Annotated in this window: 14 protein-coding genes; 5 read left to right on the top strand and 9 right to left on the bottom strand. The window is 70.9% G+C overall.

All coding sequences use genetic code 11. The annotated features are described in order from the left end of the window. Positions 1-3 precede the first annotated feature (3 nt). From OG413_RS21990 to hisD, 4 genes are read right to left on the bottom strand one after another with little or no spacing between them, the layout of a single operon-like run. Positions 4-171: a hypothetical protein gene (locus tag OG413_RS21990; protein ID WP_266808025.1), complete on the bottom strand. Its 168-nt coding sequence runs from the start codon at positions 169-171 to the stop codon at positions 4-6. After that, on the bottom strand, positions 168-764 hold the full coding sequence (gene hisB, locus OG413_RS21985) for an imidazoleglycerol-phosphate dehydratase HisB (RefSeq protein WP_266808023.1): 597 nt from the start codon (positions 762-764) through the stop codon (positions 168-170). Before hisB ends, OG413_RS21990 begins: the two co-directional genes overlap by 4 nt. After that, positions 761-1,936: a histidinol-phosphate transaminase gene (locus OG413_RS21980; protein ID WP_266808021.1), complete on the bottom strand. Its 1,176-nt coding sequence runs from the start codon at positions 1,934-1,936 to the stop codon at positions 761-763. Before OG413_RS21980 ends, hisB begins: the two co-directional genes overlap by 4 nt. Continuing rightward, the gene (gene hisD, locus OG413_RS21975; protein ID WP_266808019.1) at positions 1,933-3,264 is read right to left on the bottom strand and encodes a histidinol dehydrogenase; all 1,332 of its coding nucleotides are present in this window, start codon (positions 3,262-3,264) and stop codon (positions 1,933-1,935) included. The genes OG413_RS21980 and hisD overlap by 4 nt, the downstream gene beginning before the upstream one ends. Positions 3,265-3,411: 147 nt before the next feature. Between hisD and OG413_RS21970 the strand changes: the two genes are divergently transcribed. From OG413_RS21970 to ybaK, 4 genes are all read left to right on the top strand, one after another. Beyond that, positions 3,412-5,013 (top strand): oxidoreductase, encoded by a 1,602-nt coding sequence (locus tag OG413_RS21970; RefSeq protein ID WP_266808017.1) that lies wholly within the window; start codon positions 3,412-3,414, stop codon positions 5,011-5,013. 222 nt (positions 5,014-5,235) lie between these two features. Then, the gene (locus OG413_RS21965) at positions 5,236-6,276 is read left to right on the top strand and encodes a hypothetical protein (RefSeq protein ID WP_266808015.1); all 1,041 of its coding nucleotides are present in this window, start codon (positions 5,236-5,238) and stop codon (positions 6,274-6,276) included. Between the two features lie 5 nt (positions 6,277-6,281). Beyond that, on the top strand, positions 6,282-7,034 hold the full coding sequence (locus tag OG413_RS21960) for an LON peptidase substrate-binding domain-containing protein (RefSeq protein WP_266808013.1): 753 nt from the start codon (positions 6,282-6,284) through the stop codon (positions 7,032-7,034). 29 nt (positions 7,035-7,063) lie between these two features. Beyond that, positions 7,064-7,567: a Cys-tRNA(Pro) deacylase gene (gene ybaK, locus OG413_RS21955; protein WP_266808011.1), complete on the top strand. Its 504-nt coding sequence runs from the start codon at positions 7,064-7,066 to the stop codon at positions 7,565-7,567. Between the two features lie 344 nt (positions 7,568-7,911). Here ybaK and OG413_RS21950 read toward each other — a convergent pair whose 3' ends face one another. The 4 genes from OG413_RS21950 to OG413_RS21935 all read right to left on the bottom strand — a co-directional run bounded on the left by OG413_RS21950 (position 7,912) and on the right by OG413_RS21935 (position 12,049). Next, a complete protein-coding gene (locus OG413_RS21950; RefSeq protein ID WP_266808009.1) occupies positions 7,912-8,583 on the bottom strand; it encodes an ABC transporter permease in 672 nt (223 codons plus the stop codon). A gap of 147 nt (positions 8,584-8,730) precedes the next feature. Further along, the gene (locus OG413_RS21945; protein WP_266810293.1) at positions 8,731-9,546 is read right to left on the bottom strand and encodes an ABC transporter permease; all 816 of its coding nucleotides are present in this window, start codon (positions 9,544-9,546) and stop codon (positions 8,731-8,733) included. Between the two features lie 124 nt (positions 9,547-9,670). Further along, on the bottom strand, positions 9,671-10,690 hold the full coding sequence (locus OG413_RS21940) for an ABC transporter ATP-binding protein (RefSeq protein ID WP_266810291.1): 1,020 nt from the start codon (positions 10,688-10,690) through the stop codon (positions 9,671-9,673). Positions 10,691-10,792: 102 nt separating this feature from the next. Further along, a complete protein-coding gene (locus tag OG413_RS21935; protein WP_266808007.1) occupies positions 10,793-12,049 on the bottom strand; it encodes an NYN domain-containing protein in 1,257 nt (418 codons plus the stop codon). A 225-nt stretch (positions 12,050-12,274) separates the two neighbouring features. Here OG413_RS21935 and OG413_RS21930 point away from each other — a divergent pair, with 225 nt between their 5' ends. After that, positions 12,275-12,460: a hypothetical protein gene (locus OG413_RS21930; RefSeq protein WP_266808005.1), complete on the top strand. Its 186-nt coding sequence runs from the start codon at positions 12,275-12,277 to the stop codon at positions 12,458-12,460. Between the two features lie 123 nt (positions 12,461-12,583). Here OG413_RS21930 and dnaE read toward each other — a convergent pair whose 3' ends face one another. Then, positions 12,584-16,123 carry a DNA polymerase III subunit alpha gene (gene dnaE / locus OG413_RS21925; protein ID WP_266808003.1) on the bottom strand — a complete coding sequence of 1,180 codons (3,540 nt, stop codon included), beginning with the start codon at positions 16,121-16,123 and terminating at the stop codon, positions 12,584-12,586. Between the last annotated feature and the right edge of the window lie 80 nt (positions 16,124-16,203).

Here is a 16,203-nt window from a genome sequence, read left to right as displayed (position 1 = left end):
TCCTCAGTCCCAGAGTCCCTGGATCCGCAGAATGCCTGCCAGCAGGCACATCACGGAGGCGATCGAGAGCAGGACGATGACGCCCTTGGGCAGGCCCTGCTTCACGAAGGAGTAGACGCCACCGGCCAGGAAGAGGCCGACGACGATCAGGATGGTGTTGAGGCCGGTCACAGCGCGCCCTTCGTGGAGGGGAGGATTCCGGCGGCACGCGGATCATGCTCGCAGGCATAGCGCAGAGCGCGGGCGAGTGCCTTGAACTGGCACTCGACGATGTGGTGGGCGTTGCGCCCGTACGGTACGTGGACGTGCAGGGCGATCTGCGCCTGGGCGACGAAGGACTCCAGGATGTGCCGGGTCATCGTCGTGTCGTACTCGCCGATCATCGGCGCCATCTTCTCGGGCTCGGTGTGCACCAGGTAGGGGCGGCCGGAGAGGTCGACGGTGACCTGGGCGAGCGACTCGTCCAGCGGGACGGTGCAGTTGCCGAAGCGGTAGATGCCGACCTTGTCGCCGAGCGCCTGCTTGAAGGCGGCGCCGAGGGCGAGGGCGGTGTCCTCGATGGTGTGGTGGCTGTCGATGTGCAGGTCGCCGTCGGTCTTGACCGTGAGGTCGAACAGGCCGTGGCGGCCGAGCTGGTCGAGCATGTGGTCGTAGAAGCCGACTCCGGTGGCGACATCGACCTTGCCGGTGCCGTCGAGGTTGATCTCGACGAGCACGGATGTTTCCTTCGTGGTGCGTTCCACGCGGCCTACGCGGGGGCTCATGCGTCGTGCTCCTTCTTCATTTCGCGCACCGCATCGAGGAACGCGTCGTTCTCTGCCGGGGTGCCCGCGGAGACCCGCAGCCATCCCGGTACGCCGTTGTCCCGGACCAGGACGCCCCGGTCGAGGATCTGCTGCCAGGCGGTGTGACTGTCGGCGAAGCGGCCGAACTGGACGAAGTTGGCGTCCGAGTCGGTCACGTCGAAACCGAGCGCGCGCAGTTCGTCCACGATCCGGTCGCGCTCGCTCTTGAGCCGGCCGACGTACCCCAGCAGCGTATCGGTGTGCTCCAGGGCGGCGAGCGCGGTGGCCTGGGTGATGGAGGACAGGTGGTACGGCAGCCGCACCAGCTGGACGGCGTCGACCACCGCCGGGTCGGCCGCGAGGTAGCCCAGGCGCAGTCCGGCGGCGCCGAACGCCTTGGACATCGTGCGCGAGAGGACCAGGTTGCGGCGGCCCTCGATCAGCGGGAGCAGCGAGGGGTGGTGGCTGAACTCGCCGTACGCCTCGTCGACGACGACCATCGAGGGCCGGGCCGCCTGGGCGGCCTCGTACAGCGCGAGGACGGTGCCGGCGTCGACGGCGGTGCCGGTGGGGTTGTTGGGCGAGGTGATGAAGACGACGTCGGGGCGGTGCTCGGCGATGGCCTCGCGGGCCGCCGCGACGTCGATGGTGAAGTCCTCGCGGCGGGGGCCGGAGATCCAGCCGGTGCCGGTGCCGCGCGAGATGAGGGCGTGCATCGAGTACGAGGGCTCGAAGCCGATGGCCGTACGCCCCGGTCCGCCGAAGGTCTGCAGCAGCTGCTGGAGGACCTCGTTGGAGCCGTTGGCCGCCCAGACGTTGGCGAAGCCGACCTCGTGCCCGGCGGTGCGGGTGAGGTAGCGGGCCAGCTCGGTACGGAGTTCGACGGCGTCCCGGTCCGGGTAGCGGTTGAGGTCGCGGGCGGCCTCGCGCACGCGCTCGGCGATCCGGTCGACGAGGGCCTCGGGCAGCGGGTAGGGGTTCTCGTTGGTGTTCAGCCGGACCGGTACGTCGAGCTGGGGCGCCCCGTACGGCGACTGGCCCCGCAGCTCGTCGCGGATCGGGAGCTCGTCCCAGGCATTACCGGTGCTGTTGCTGTTGCCGGTGCTGTTGCCGGTGCTGTTGCTGTTGCTGTTGGAGCTGTCGTTCGTCACCGCTGCGGAACCTTCCAGCCGAACCGTGCCTTGAGCGCGGCGCCGTGGGCGGGGAGGTCCTCCGCCTCGGCGAGGGTCACGACATGGTGGGTGACCTCGGCGAGCGCGTCGCGCGTGTAGTCGACGATGTGGATGCCGCGCAGGAAGGACTGCACGGACAGGCCCGAGGAGTGGCAGGCGCAGCCGCCGGTGGGCAGGACGTGGTTGGAGCCCGCGCAGTAGTCGCCTAGGGAGACCGGGGACCAGGGGCCGACGAAGATCGCTCCGGCGTTGCGGACCCGGTCGGCGACGGCCGCGGCGTCCGCGGTCTGGATCTCCAGGTGCTCGGCGCCGTAGGCGTCGACGACCTTGAGGCCGTCGTCGAGGCCGGAGACCAGGACGATCGCGGACTGACGGCCGGCCAGGGCGGGCTCGATCCGGTCCGTGACGTGCTTGGACGCGGCGACCTGCGAGGCCAGCTCGGCCTCGGTGGCGGCGGCCAGCTCCGCGGAGTCGGTGACGAGGACGGCGGCGGCCATCGGGTCGTGCTCGGCCTGGCTGATCAGGTCGGCGGCCACGTGCGCCGGGTCGGCGGTGGAGTCCGCGAGGATCGCGATCTCGGTGGGGCCCGCCTCGGCGTCGATGCCGATACGGCCCTTGAGCAGGCGCTTGGCGGCGGCGACGTAGATGTTGCCGGGGCCGGTGACCAGGTTGACGGGAGCGCAGCCGCCCGGTTCCGGGGTCCCGTACGCGAACATCGCGATGGCCTGGGCGCCGCCCGCCGCGTACACCTCGTCGACGCCGAGCAGGGCGCAGGCGGCGAGGATGGTGGGGTGCGGCAGTCCGCCGAAATTCTTCTGCGGCGGGGAGGCGACGGCGATGCCCTCGACGCCCGCTTCCTGGGCGGGCACGACGTTCATGACGACGGACGAGGGGTAGACGGAGCGCCCGCCGGGGACGTACAGCCCGACCCGCTCGACCGGGACCCACTTCTCGGTGACCGTGCCGCCGGGGACGACCTGGGTGGTGTGCGTGGTGCGGCGCTGCTCGCGGTGGACCAGGCGGGCGCGGCGGATCGACTCCTCCAGCGCGGCGCGAACGGCCGGATCGAGCCCCTCCAGCGCGGCGGTGATGGCGGCGGCCGGTACCCGGATCGAGTCGATCCGTACTCCGTCGAACTTTTCTCCCCATTCGATCACTGCCGCGGCGCCTCGATGGCGTACGTCCTCGCAGATGGGCCGCACCGTCTCCAGGGCGGCTTCCACGTCGAACTCGGCACGGGGCAGCAGGTCGCGCAGGGCGGCACCCTCGGGAAGGGCCTCGCCGCGCAGATCGATTCGAGAGATCACACCGCAATTCTCGCAGACCGCCTCGGACGTCCGGTCGCCCGTATCACTGGCTGATACCAGCCACGTCTGTCACTGCTGACCATTAGCGTTCACGCCGTCACACAACGGGAAGAACAGTTGTACGGCATGTGCACAGAGGGGACGGCAGTGACCGAGCCGCAGGATGGCGAAATCCCGGACGGCCTCAGCGCAGCGGAGCTGGGCATGTGGCAATCCTTCCGTAACGGAACCACCTACGATCTGCGCACCCATGACCCGGCGCGCGACGATCCTTTCGCACCGCACATCTGGGGACCCGAGCGGAGCGTCGGCGCGCGCACGGTGGCGCGGCTGCTGCTGAGCGGGCCGCCCGCGCGGCCGGGCCGGGTGGCGGCACTGAAGCTCCGGGGCGTCCGGATCACCGGAAAGCTGGACCTGGCGGGCGGCCGGGTGGCTCCGTACGTGGAGCTGACGGGGTGCCGGTTCGAGCAGGAAGTGGTGCTGCCCGAGTGCCACTTCACGACCTTGCGGATGGTCGGCTGCGCGCTGCCGAGGCTGGAGGCGGCCCGGCTGCACACGGAGGGCGATCTGCATCTGCCGCGCTGCCGGGTCGAGCGCGGCATCCGGCTCACCGATGCGCAGATCGGCACCGATCTGCTGATCAACCAGATCAGCGTCGGCGCCGACCGGCGCGGGCGCGCGCTGGTCGGGGACGGGATGAGCGTCGCGCAGGACCTCCAGGCGGAGATGGTCGAGACCCACGGCGAGCTGAGCCTGCGCGGGGCGAAGGTGGGCGGTTCGCTGAGCCTGCGGGGCAGCCGGCTGCGCGCCAAGGACGGGCGGCGGGCCCTGAACGCACCGCAGTTGACGGTGGAGCGCACGCTCTACATGACCGAGGCGTGGGTGAGCGTCGACACCGGGAACCAGGGCACCACTCCCCCGTACGGCATCGTGTTCGGGCCCACGCCGGCGCGTGGGACCCGGGCGCAGATCTTCGAGTGCCGGGGGGCCGTACGGCTGGACGACGGGCGCTTCGGGGACGCGGTGGACCTGCACAAGGCGCGGTTCGTGCTGTCCCGGCACGAGGAGCTGTCACTGCGCAGGATCGTCACGCCCGAACTGCGGTTCAACGCGGAGCGCCCGGAGGAGGGCCGGGTCGTACTGAACGGCGCGAAGGTGGTCACGCTGATCGATGTGTCGTCCAGCTGGCCGGGCCCCGGCGGTCTGGCGATGGGCGGTTTCGTGTACGAGAACCTCGTCCCGTACGGGCACTTCCCGCTCTCCCGGCGGCTGGAGTGGGTGCTGGCGGCGACCCCGGAGTACGTCCCGGAGCCGTACGAACGGCTCGCCGCGGTCCTGCGCAGCTGCGGCGAGGACGCGGACGCCCGTGAGGTGCTGCTCGCCAAGCAGCGGCGGCGCCGGGAGACGCTGCCGCTCGCCGCGAAGCTGTGGGGTTACCTCCAGGACTGGACGGTGGCGTACGGGTACCGGCCGGGACGGGCCGCCGTGTGGATGGCGGTGCTGTGGGCGGCGGGTGCGGTGGCCTTCGCGCAGTACGAACCGGCGGCGATCAAGCGGGACGAGCATCCGCAGTGGAACGCCGCGCTGTACGCCCTCGATCTGCTGGTGCCGGTGATCAACCTCGGCCAGGACGGTTACTGGCGGATGGAGGGCGGCTGGCAGTGGACGGCGGCCGTCCTCGTGCTCCTCGGGTGGATACTGGCCACCACGGTGGCGGCGGGCGCCTCCCGGCTGCTGCGCCGCGGCTGATACCGGGGCGGCGCGGGCCGGGCGGAATCCCTTCGGACAGCGCGGTCGAACGGGTTGCCGAGGCGCGACCGAAGTGACGAACGGGGTCGGTGGGAAAAGGCGGAATCAAGCCAGCTCCGCCCTTTTCCTTTGCCCTTTCTTGACCGGCCCCAGTACAACCCATTCACTCGGCACAGAAGCTTCACAGCGCACCCCTGGCGCCGCCCTCACCAGCGCTTTTCAATGGTCTGCACCATGCCATTGCTTCGCGTTCTGCTCAGTACCGCGCGCAGGTTCCGGCACAGCCCCCGGCTGTCCGCCGGACTGCCCGCGGACGACGCGGTGCTGCTCGACGCCCCCGACGAGCGGCTCTCCCCCGCGCTGGTGGCCGCTGCCCTGGGGGAGTACGAACCCGCCGCCAAACTCCTGGCCACCACCCGCGACGCCGCCGAGTGGGAGGACCGCGACCGGTATCTCGGCCGCCTCGTCACGTTCGCCCACAGCCGGGAGGGCTGGCTCATCGACTGGCTGGCCGCCGCCCCGCGCGACCCGGACGCGCTGCTCGTCAAGGCCCAGCTGGCCGTCCACCGGGCGTGGGAGTCGCCCGCCAGGGCCGAGCGGCTGCGCGAGGTGGGCCCCCTGATCACCGCGGCGGCCGACGCGGACCCACGCGATCCGGTGCCATGGCGGCTCGCCCTCGACCACGCCCGCGGCACGCACGCCACGCACACCGCGTTCGAGGCCCTGTGGGAGCAGGCCGTACGCCGCTCCGCGCACCACTACGGCTGCCACGTCGCGGCGCTGCGGTACCTCTCCGCCGCCTGGTACGGCTCGCACCGCGAGTGCTTCGACTTCGCCGAGCAGGCCGCCGAGGACGCCCTGCCCGGCTCACTGGTGCAGGCGCTGCCCGTGCGGGCCGCCTTCGCGCTGCTGCTCGACACACAGCTCGCCGGGCGGACCACCTCCGTACTGGAGGAGCGGATCGACACGGCGGCCGATCTGGCGATCAGGCTCTCCGCCTCCTACCGCGCGGGCGACCCGTGGCCCGCGGAGGTCCGCAACCTCCTCGCGTACGTCCTGGTGGCCAGGGGCCGCTGGGCGGAGGCACTGGAGCAGTTCGAGCTGATCGGGCCCCACTCGACGTCGTTCCCGTGGTCGTCGGTGTCCGACGACGCCCTGGGTCATTTCCTCGACGCGAGGGACCGCGCACGGCTCCGGGTGGCCTCCGCGACCCCCTTGCGGAACCGGGCAGGCGGCGCCCGGCCGCGCGGCCATTACGCTTGACCGTTGTGACCACCGCCCGTCTGCCCCTCTTTCCGCTCAACGCGGTGCTGTTCCCCGGCCTCGTGCTGCCGCTCAACGTCTTCGAGGAGCGCTATCGCGCCATGATGCGCGAGCTGCTGAAGACCGACGAGGACGAACCGCGGCGCTTCGTCGTGGTCGCGATCCGCGACGGCCGCGAGACCGCCCCGACGGCCACCGGCATGCCGGACACGGTCGCGGCGGCACCCGTCATGGAGCGCGCCCCGGCCGAGGGCTTCGGCCCCGACCCGATCCAGACCTTCCACCGGGTCGGCTGCGTCGCGGACGCGGCGACGATCCGCGAGCGCTCCGACGGCAGCTTCGAGGTCCTGGCCACCGGCACCACCCGGGTCAAGCTGCTCTCCGTCGACGCCGACGGCCCCTATCTGACGGCCGAGGTGGAAGAGCTGGACGAGGAGGCGAAGGACGACGAGGCCGGTGCGCTGGCCGAGGGCGTCCTGCGGGCCTTCCGCGCCTACCAGAAGCGGCTGGCCGGAGCGAGCGAACGTTCCCTGACGACGGGCGCGGACCTGCCGGACGACCCGTCCGTGGTCTCGTACCTGGTCGCGGCGGCGTCCGTCCTGGACGTCCCGACGAAGCAGCGGCTGCTCCAGGCACCGGACACCGCGACCCGGCTGCGCGAGGAGCTGACGCTCCTGCGGAAGGAGACCGCCGTCATCCGGCATCTGCCGTCGCTGCCCGCCGTGGAACTGACCCGCGCCCCCACGCACCCGAACTGAACCCCTCACCGAACAAGGACCCCGGCCCGGTGGCGAAGAAGTCGAAGAAGCAGCAGTCCGGCGGCACCCCCGCCACGGTCGCACTGACCGCGGCGGGCACCGCCTTCACGGTGCACGCCTACGACCACGACCCGGCCTCCCCGTCCTACGGCGAGGAGGCCGCCGAGGCCCTCGGCGTCTCCCCCGACCGGGTGTTCAAGACCCTGGTCGCCGACGTGGACGGCGAACTGACCGTCGCGGTCGTCCCGGTAGCCGGCTCCCTGGACCTGAAGGCCCTGGCCTCGGCAGTGGGCGGCAAGCGCGCGGCGATGGCCGACCCCGCATCGGCCGAACGCACGACCGGCTACGTCCGGGGCGGCATCTCCCCCCTGGGCCAGCGCAAGCGGCTCCGCACGGTACTGGACACATCCGCACGGTCCCACCCCACCATCTGCGTCTCGGCGGGCCGCCGGGGCCTGGAGGTAGAACTCCCCGCGACGGACCTGGCAACCCTGACGAACGCGACATTCGCCAACATCGCCCGAGCAACGTAACCCCCACACCCCCAAAGCCCGTCCGGCACTCTTGAAGCCCGTCCGACACTCTTCAAGCCCCTCCAGCGCTCTTCAAGCCCCTCCGGCGCTTGAGGAGCGGGGCCCGGGGCAGAGCCCCGAATCTCCACCCCGTCCGGCACTTGAGCACTCCCCCACCCCGCCCCGGCACTTGAACGCAACTCAAGCCCCTCCGGCGCTTGAGGAGCGGGGTCCGGGGCAGAGCCCCGAGTCTTCAGCCCGTCCGGCGTTTGAGGACACACCGGGGCCCGGGGCACCGCCCCGGTTTCGGGAAGGGACGGGTAGGGGACAAGCCCGCCGCAGGCACCCCACCCGCACCACCCCCGCTAGGACGACACCGCCCCCGGCCCAGCCCCGTCCCCCGGCCCCACTCCCCCGTAAGGAACACCCCACTCCGGCTCAGGATCCCGCGGCCCGAACACCGCTGTCAGCCCCAAGTGCACGACCATCGCCGCGATCGGCCACGCCAGCACCGCCCCCACCGCGTGCAGCTCCAGCGGCGCGTCGAAGACCACGCCCTTGCCGACCTCCCGCGCATGGGCGACCACGTCCGACGTGGGCCCGAACCAGACGCCGATGCCCCACGCCAGCAGGGAGCCGAGCAGCCCGCCGAGCGCCAGCCCCACGACCAGCCAGATGCCCCCGCGGCGGCGGAAGAAGACCACGGCCCCGGCTGTCACCGCCCCGAACAGGAGCGCGAGCAGCACAAACGTTCCGTCGGCCCCGATCGCCTCCTCGCCCTCGCTGTTCTTGAGGAAGACGGCCGTGTCGTCGGAGATCAGCGGAACCCGCGGCGCCAGCCACAGCCACAGCAGCCCGAGCACCAGGCCGGTGAGGGCCACGAGCACCATGATCACGGCGGCGGGACGGAGCTCCGCCGCCAGATCCGTGGCGTCGTCCGGCGACTCGTGGCCGGGCGCGGGATGGGAACCCGTCGGCGGAGTCTGCCAGGGATCATGGGACGGAGGCTGGTGAGGCGGCGTCAAAGGTGCGTTCACTCAGCCATCGTGCCAGGCGCCCCTGTGCGGCGCCTCACCGGACCGCTACCGCACCGCACCCGCACCGCGGCCGAACGGCCACCGCACCACACCCGCACCCCGGCTTGCACCGCAGCCCGCACCGCAGCCCGCACCGCACCCGAACGACTACCGCACCGCCGCACGCCGGTACGCCCACGTCGCGACGGCCAGCGACAGCACGCCCACGACCGCGCAGACGGCGAGGTCGAGTGCGACGACCGCCCAGTCCGGCCGGGCGTCGAAGGAACGGGCCAGCGCCTCGACCCCGTACGTCGACGGCAGCAGATCACGCGCCCATCCCACCGGCTCCGGCATCCGGTCGGCCGGCAGCACACCCAGCAGCAGCGCGGCGGACATGCCCAGCTGCCCGAGCAGCGTGGCCAGTTCCTGGCGCGGCGCCAGGAGGCCGAACGCGGCTCCCAGGCCCGCCAGCGCCGCCCCGGCGAGCGGGATCACGGCGACCAGGACCCACAGATGCGTCATCGGCAGCTGGAAGAGCACGCTGCCGGTGATGGCCGTGAAGAGCGTGCCGGGCACGGTGAAGGAGGCGTACGCCCCGGCCGCGCCCAGCACCACCGCGGCGGGCGGCACCGGCAGCGTGGCGTAGTGGTCGAGGCCGCCGCCGGCCCGGAGCTGCCCGAAGTACTGGGCGAGCAGGTTCAGCGCGACGAACGCCACGACCAGCACGCTGGATCCGGCGACGACGGCACGGGCCTCGGAGCCGCCGTCGACGACTCCGCGCATCAGGATCATGATCCCGACGGACTGGAAGGTCGCCACGAACAGCAGCGGGATCCGGGCGACCCGGGCCCGGGAGAGCTGTGCGCGGTACACGGCGGCCAGCGAGGGCAGCAGCCGGGCGCGCGGCGCGAGCGGCGCCGGAAGGGTGCGGGGCGCGCCGGAGGGGCCGTGCGCCGTCCTCTCCCGAACATGCGAGGACACCGCCTCGGCGGGAACGATGCTCGTCACCTGAGGCCGCTCCCCTTCACCGCGCGTACCCTCACGAGCACCCGCCCCCGGCCCCGTACGCCTGCCCACGCGTCTGCGCGCACCCGTCCGTGGTTGTTCACGCCTTCACCAGTCCCTCGTTCGCCTTGGCCGCATCCCCGCCGAGGGCCAGATAGACATCCTCCAGGCTGGGCGTGGCCAGGGTGAAATCGTCGAGCGCGGCGAAGGCCGCGCCACCGGTCACCGCGGCGACCGCGGCCCGTGCCTCGTCCGGTCCCAGCCGCAGTACCCAGCGCCGTCCGGACTCCTGCGCCGAGGCCCGCAGCGCGGCGACCTCCGGGACGTCCAGCGGTGCCCGCTCGCGCCACACCAGCTCGACGCGGACCTCCCCGGCCACCTGTTGCTTGAGCCCGGCGGGAGTGTCGCAGGCGATGACCTTGCCGCGTTCGATGACGGCGACCCGGTCGAGGACGGTCTCGGCCTCGATCACGTTGTGGGTGACCAGTAGCACCGTGGCCCCGCGCTCGGCCCTGCGCCGGTCGACGGCGGCCCAGACGGCCCGCCGGGCGACGGGGTCCATGCCGGTCGTCGGCTCGTCCAGGACCAGGACGGGGCGGTCCCCGACCAGGGTGGCCGCGAAGCAGGCGAGCCGGCGCTGTCCGCCGGAGAGCTTCTTCAGGGGGCGCCCGGCGAGTTCGGTGAGCCCCAGTTCCTCCAGCACGGCGTCGCGCTCGGCGCGGGCCTCGCGCACGGGGAGGCCGCGCAGCCGGCCGGTGGTCTCGGCGGCGAGGGACACTGTCAGTTCGTCGAGGGCGGTGGATTCCTGCCCGAGGTAGCCGATGAGCCGGGAGGCCCGCTCCGGATAGCGGACGAGATCGTGTCCCAGCACTTCGACGCTGCCGGAGTCGGGGCGCATCAGTCCGGTGAGCTGCCGGACCAGGGTGGTCTTGCCCGCGCCGTTGGGGCCGAGCAGACCGAAGATCTCCCCGCGCCCCACATCGAGGCTGATGCCGTCGGTGGCGCGTACCTCGGGGGTGGCGGGCGCGCCGCGTCGGCCCCGGACCGCGGGATGGGTCTTGACCAGATCACGCACCGCGCACACGGTTCCGCCGGCCCTCTGCGCCTGTGCTGTGCCCATACTCACGAGGTATGAGGGTACGGGGTCGAATGCCCCGGATCGCGTCCGGGGCCGCAACCCGGGCGGCCCGGAAGGGTGTGGCCGATTCCGGCCGCCGAACGGCTACTCCGCCGCGGGTACGTGCTCCGCCGCGGCCCGTACGTCGATCTCGCGCCAGAACCCGGCCCGGATGGCATAGCGGTCGTGCTCGTCGATCTGGTCGTCCTTGTGCGCGAGGAGCCCGAAGCGTGCCGCGTACCGCAGCAGCTCGCCGTCGATACGGTGCGGGATGCGCGGGTACATGGTGGACAGTTTCTGCAGGTGCGCGGTCTCCGGCAGACGTTCCATCCAGCGCCGGGCGAAGACCTGGCCCACTTCGAAGGGGTCGCCGCCGACGGTGGTGATGTCCTCCTCCCGGTCCGCCCAGCGCTGCTCGGCGCTGGTGAGCTGGGCCAGGGTCGGCAGGGACGCGGTCTCCGGCGGTTCGCCGAGCGGTCCGCCGCGCTCCACCCAGCCCTTGTCCGAGGACCAGCGCAGGGTCGCGTTGGCGGGCGGCGGCGCGGGGTTCCGGTCGGCCTGCGCGCCGGGGGCGCGGAGGGCGGCCAGGTCCTTGGGGGTGGGGACGCTCCTTTGGCCGGGGGCGGGCGGCGCGTCGGCGGTGGCCTCGTCGGCCGGTGCCAGGGTGCCGTTGCGGGCGGCGGCGGCCTGCGCCTCCGAGGCGCGCTCGGCGGACGCGGCGAGGGCCGCCTCCGGCAGCGGAGCCGAGAGGATCGCCTGGATCTCGGGGCGCGGGGCGGGCGGCGGGGCGCAGATGCCGCCGGTCTCCTTGGCCCGTACGGCCTTGGTGATCCAGGCCCGGTCGAGCACACGGCGTTCGTCGGCCTCGGCGACCAGGTCCTCGGACTGGTTGTAGTCGCCGTCGGCGGCCTGGACGGCCCACAGGTGGACGGCGACCCCGTGTTCCTTGGCGGACATCAGGCCGGGCAGCAGGTCGCCGTCACCGGTTACCAGGACCACATCGGAGCAGGCCCGGTTTCTGGCCAGTTCGGTGAGTTCGGCGTGCATGGCGGCATCGACGCCCTTCTGCGCCCACCGTCCGTCACTGCGGGTGAGTGCACCCAGTCGTACGGTCACCCGGGGCATCACCCGGAGCCTGCGGTGCTCCGGCTGCGGTACCCGGTCGGGGGCGCCGTCGAACCAGTAGATCCGGAGCAGGGGCTGTTCCGTATCGATTTCTGCGCGTTCCCGCAGTCCCTGGATCAGGGCCGCGTGGTCGACGGTGATGCGGGAACGGGCGGGCTCTCCGGCCAGCAGACTCGCGGCTGCGCCCAGCAAGTAGCCGGCGTCCACCAGGACGACGCAACGGTCCACGCGTTCCACCCTCTTCCAGGATTTCGGGAACGGGTTTGCTCAGGGTTTCCTTCGAGTCTGCCCGACCGTGCGGGGGTTAACGTCCGGAACTCGATCATCGGCGTGGCGGATCCGGAAATCGGCCGACTGCGGATACTGCTACGCACGGTAATGATCCAACATGCGGCCTTTGCGGTGCTATGTGAGTCTGACAGCGGTCCTGGCCCACAGGATTCCCCACAGGAGGCATTCACCATGGCCAAGCACAAGAACCGTAAGCAGGGCAGCCAGCAGGATCGCGCGTCCGCCTCGGAGCGCGGCGAGGAGCAGGCGAAGTCGACGGCTTTCGAGTCGCAGAACGAGAACCAGCCTCAGTCGCAGGCCCAGGGCAGCCCCGCCGATGTCGCGCGTAAGCACCAGCGGCGCTTCGGCCACAACTGACCGGTCGCTTCCGGTCCGGCCGCAGGGCTGTAGACCGAGAGGGGCGCCCCGCGGCCGCGGGGCGCCCCTCTCGTCGTTCGTCGGCGGCGGCCGTCAGCCCGTCGTTCGCCGGTGGCGGTCCCGTCAGCCGGCCAGGCAGGACGGGCCGAGCAGCACCTTCAGGTCTCCGAAGAGCGCCGGGTCGGGCTTGACCCGGTGCCGGTCGAGCCGGAGCACCGTGGTCTTGCGGGGTCCCTGGAGCCTGATCCGTACCTCGGTGTCGCCCCGGTGGCTGCTCAGGACCTCGCCGAGCCGGCTGACCATGGGCGGGGTGATCTTCACCGTGGGGATGGTGAGGACGACCGGGGCGTTGGTCCCGGCGTTGGAAATGTCGGGGACCTGCATCTCCATGGCGACCAGGCGCGGCACGTCCTCGCGCTTGTCCAGGCGGCCCTTGACGAAGACGACGGTGTCCTCGACGAGCTGGGTGGAGACCAGCTGGTAGGTGGCCGGGAAGAACATGCACTCGATGGAGCCGGCGAGGTCCTCCACGGTGGCGATGGCCCAGGCGTTGCCCTGCTTGGTCATCTTGCGCTGGAGGCCGGAGATGATGCCGCCGACGGTCACGATGGCACCGTCCCCGTGCTCCCCGCCGGTCAGCTGGGAGATCGTGGCGTCGGCCTTGTCGGACAGGACGTGTTCCAGGCCGAAGAGCGGGTGGTCGGAGACGTACAGTCCGAGCATTTCGCGTTCCTGCGCGAGCAGGTAGGACTTCTCCCACTCGATGTCGGAGAACTCCACGTCCAGCCCGAAGCCGGGCTCGTCGCTCTCCTCCTCGCCCATGCCGCCGAAGAGGTCGAACTGTCCCTCGGCCTCCTTGCGCTTGACCTGCACCACGTTGTCGATCATCGGCTCGTGGTGGGCGACGAGGCCCTTGCGGGTGTGGCCCATCTCGTCGAAGGCCCCGGCCTTGATGAGTGATTCCACGGTGCGCTTGTTGCAGACGACCGCTTCGACCTTGTCGAGGAAGTCGGGGAAGGTGCTGTACTTCCCCTTCGCCTTGCGGCTGCGGATGATCGAGTCGACGACGTTCTGGCCGACGTTGCGCACGGCGGTCAGCCCGAAGAGGATCACGTCGTCACCCTGGGCGGCGAAGTTGGACAGCGACTCGTTGACGTTGGGCGGCAGCACCTTGATGCCCATGCGGCGGCACTCGTTCAGATAGACCGCGGACTTGTCCTTGTCGTCCTTGACCGAGGTCAGCAGGGCCGCCATGTACTCGGCGGGATAGTTCGCCTTGAGGTACGCGGTCCAGTAGGTGACCAGGCCGTACGCGGAGGAGTGCGCCTTGTTGAACGCGTATCCGGCGAACGGCACCAGGACGTCCCACAGCGCCTTGATCGCCGCGTCGGAGAAGCCGTTCTTCTTGGCGCCGGCCTCGAAGAGGACGAAGTTCTTCGCCAGCTCGTCGGGCTTCTTCTTACCCATCACGCGGCGCAGGATGTCGGCCTCGCCGAGCGAGTATCCGGCGACGATCTGGGCGGCCTTCTGGACCTGCTCCTGGTAGACGATCAGGCCGTAGGTGAGGCCGAGGACCTCCTTGAGAGGCTCCTCCAGCTCCGGGTGGATCGGGGTGATCTCCTGGCGGGCGTTCTTGCGCTCCGCGTAGTTCGTGTGGGAGTTCATTCCCATCGGGCCCGGCCGGTAGAGGGCCGAGACGGCGGAAATGTCCTCGAAGTTGTCGGGCTGCATCTGGCGCAGCAGGGAGCGCATCGGGCCGCCGTCGAACTGGAAGACGCCGAGCGTGTCACCGCGGCACAGCAGCTCGTACGTCTTGGGGTCGTCCAGCGACAGGGCGAGCATCTCCAGCTCGATGCCCTTGTTGGACTTCACCATCTTGATGGCGTCGTCCATGATCGTCAGGTTGCGCAGGCCCAGGAAGTCCATCTTCAGCAGGCCGAGCGACTCGCACTGCGGGTAGTCCCACTGCGTGATGGTGACGCCGTCGGTGTGCCGGACCCAGACCGGGGCGTGGTCGACGATCGGCTCGCTGGACATGATCACGCCCGCGGCGTGCACGCCCATCTGCCGGACCAGGCCCTCGACGCCCTTCGCGGTGTCGATGACCTTCCGTACGTCCGGCTCGTTCTCGTACATCCCCCGGATCTCGCCCGCCTCGCTGTAGCGCGGGTGCTTGGGGTCGGTGATGCCGTTGAGGTCGATGCCCTTGCCGAGGACGTCGGCGGGCATGGCCTTGGTGAGCCGGTCGCCCATCGCGTACGGGTAGCCGAGGACACGGGCGGAGTCCTTGATGGCGTTCTTCGCCTTGATCTTGCCGTAGGTGCCGATCATGGCGACCTTGTCGGCGCCGTACTTCTCGGTCACGTACCTGATCACTTCGACGCGCCTGCGCTCGTCGAAGTCGATGTCGACGTCGGGCATGGAGACACGCTCGGGGTTCAGGAACCGCTCGAAGATCAGCCCGTGTGTGATGGGGTCGAGGTCGGTGATGCCCATCGCGTACGCCACGATCGAACCGGCGGCGCTGCCTCGCCCGGGGCCGACCGCGATGCCGTTGTTCTTGGCCCACATGATGAAGTCGGCGACGACCAGGAAGTACCCCGGGAACCCCATCTGGATGATGATGCCCAGCTCGTACTCGACCTGCCTCTGCCGGTCGTCGGGGACACCGCCCGGGAAGCGGCGCTGCATGCCGGCCCGGACCTCTTCCTGGAACCAGGTGACCTCGGTGAAACCGTCCGGGATCTCGAACTTCGGCATGAGGTTCTTCGCCTCGAACATGCCGGTGGTGTCGATCTGCTCCGCGACCAGGAGGGTGTTGGCGCAGCCCTCCTGCCAGGCGTCGGAGGAGTCGACGGCGTACATCTCGTCGGTCGTCTTGAGGTAGTAGCCGGTGCCGTCGAAGCGGAAGCGGTCGGGGTCCGAGAGGTTCTTGCCGGTCTGGATGCACAGCAGGGCGTCGTGCGCCGTGGCCTCGCCCGCGTAGGTGTAGTGCGAGTCGTTCGTCACGAGCGGCGGGATGTTCAGCTTCTTGCCGACCGCGAGGAGCCCGTCACGGACCCGGCGCTCGATCTCGATGCCGTGGTCCATCAGCTCCAGGAAGTACTTGCCCTCGCCGAAGATGTCCTTGTAGTCGGAGGCCGCCTGGACCGCCTCGTCGAACTGCCCGAGCCGCAGCCGGGTCTGCACCTCGCCGGAGGGGCACCCGGTGGACGCGATGAGACCCTCGGACCACTTCGCGATGGTCTCCTTGTCCATACGCGGCCACTTCTGCAGCCAGCCCTCGGCGTACGCGTCCGAGGAGAGCCGGAAGAGGTTGTGCAGCCCGGTCCTGTTCGACGCCCAGATCGTCTTGTGGGTGTACCCACCGGATCCGGACACGTCGTCGCGCTTCTGGTGCGGCTGTCCCCACTGGACCTTGCGCTTGTGCTTGCGCGACTCCGGGGCCACGTACGCCTCGATGCCGATGATCGGCGTCACACCCGCCTTGGTCGCGGAGTGGAAGAAGTCGTACGCCCCGTGCAGGTTGCCGTGGTCCGTCATCGCGATGTGCGACATGCCCATCTCGTTGCACGCCTCGAACATGTCCTTGAGCCGCGCGGCACCGTCCAGCAGCGAGTACTGGGTGTGGACGTGAAGGTGCGTGAAGGGCGGCTTGGTCACGGCGTCGGGCCTCCGGGAAAACTGGGGATGACGGACTGGGGGGACAGCGTGGAAGTCTACGTCCTGGTGGTGACGGACGA

The organism is Streptomyces sp. NBC_01433, assembly GCF_026340105.1.
Taxonomy (GTDB): Bacteria; Actinomycetota; Actinomycetes; order Streptomycetales; family Streptomycetaceae; genus Streptomyces.
Note: the sequence above shows the minus strand (reverse complement) of the source record. Positions and strands in the feature narration are given on the sequence as shown.

Excerpts from the sequence above, each read along its gene's own strand:
- OG413_RS21940 (WP_266810291.1), bottom strand. The coding sequence starts at position 10,690 with ATGGGCACAGCACAGGCGCAGAGGGCCGGCGGAACCGTGTGCGCGGTG.
- OG413_RS21930 (WP_266808005.1), top strand. The coding sequence starts at position 12,275 with ATGGCCAAGCACAAGAACCGTAAGCAGGGCAGCCAGCAGGATCGCGCG.
- OG413_RS21965 (WP_266808015.1), top strand. The coding sequence starts at position 5,236 with ATGGTCTGCACCATGCCATTGCTTCGCGTTCTGCTCAGTACCGCGCGC.
- hisB (WP_266808023.1), bottom strand. The coding sequence starts at position 764 with ATGAGCCCCCGCGTAGGCCGCGTGGAACGCACCACGAAGGAAACATCC.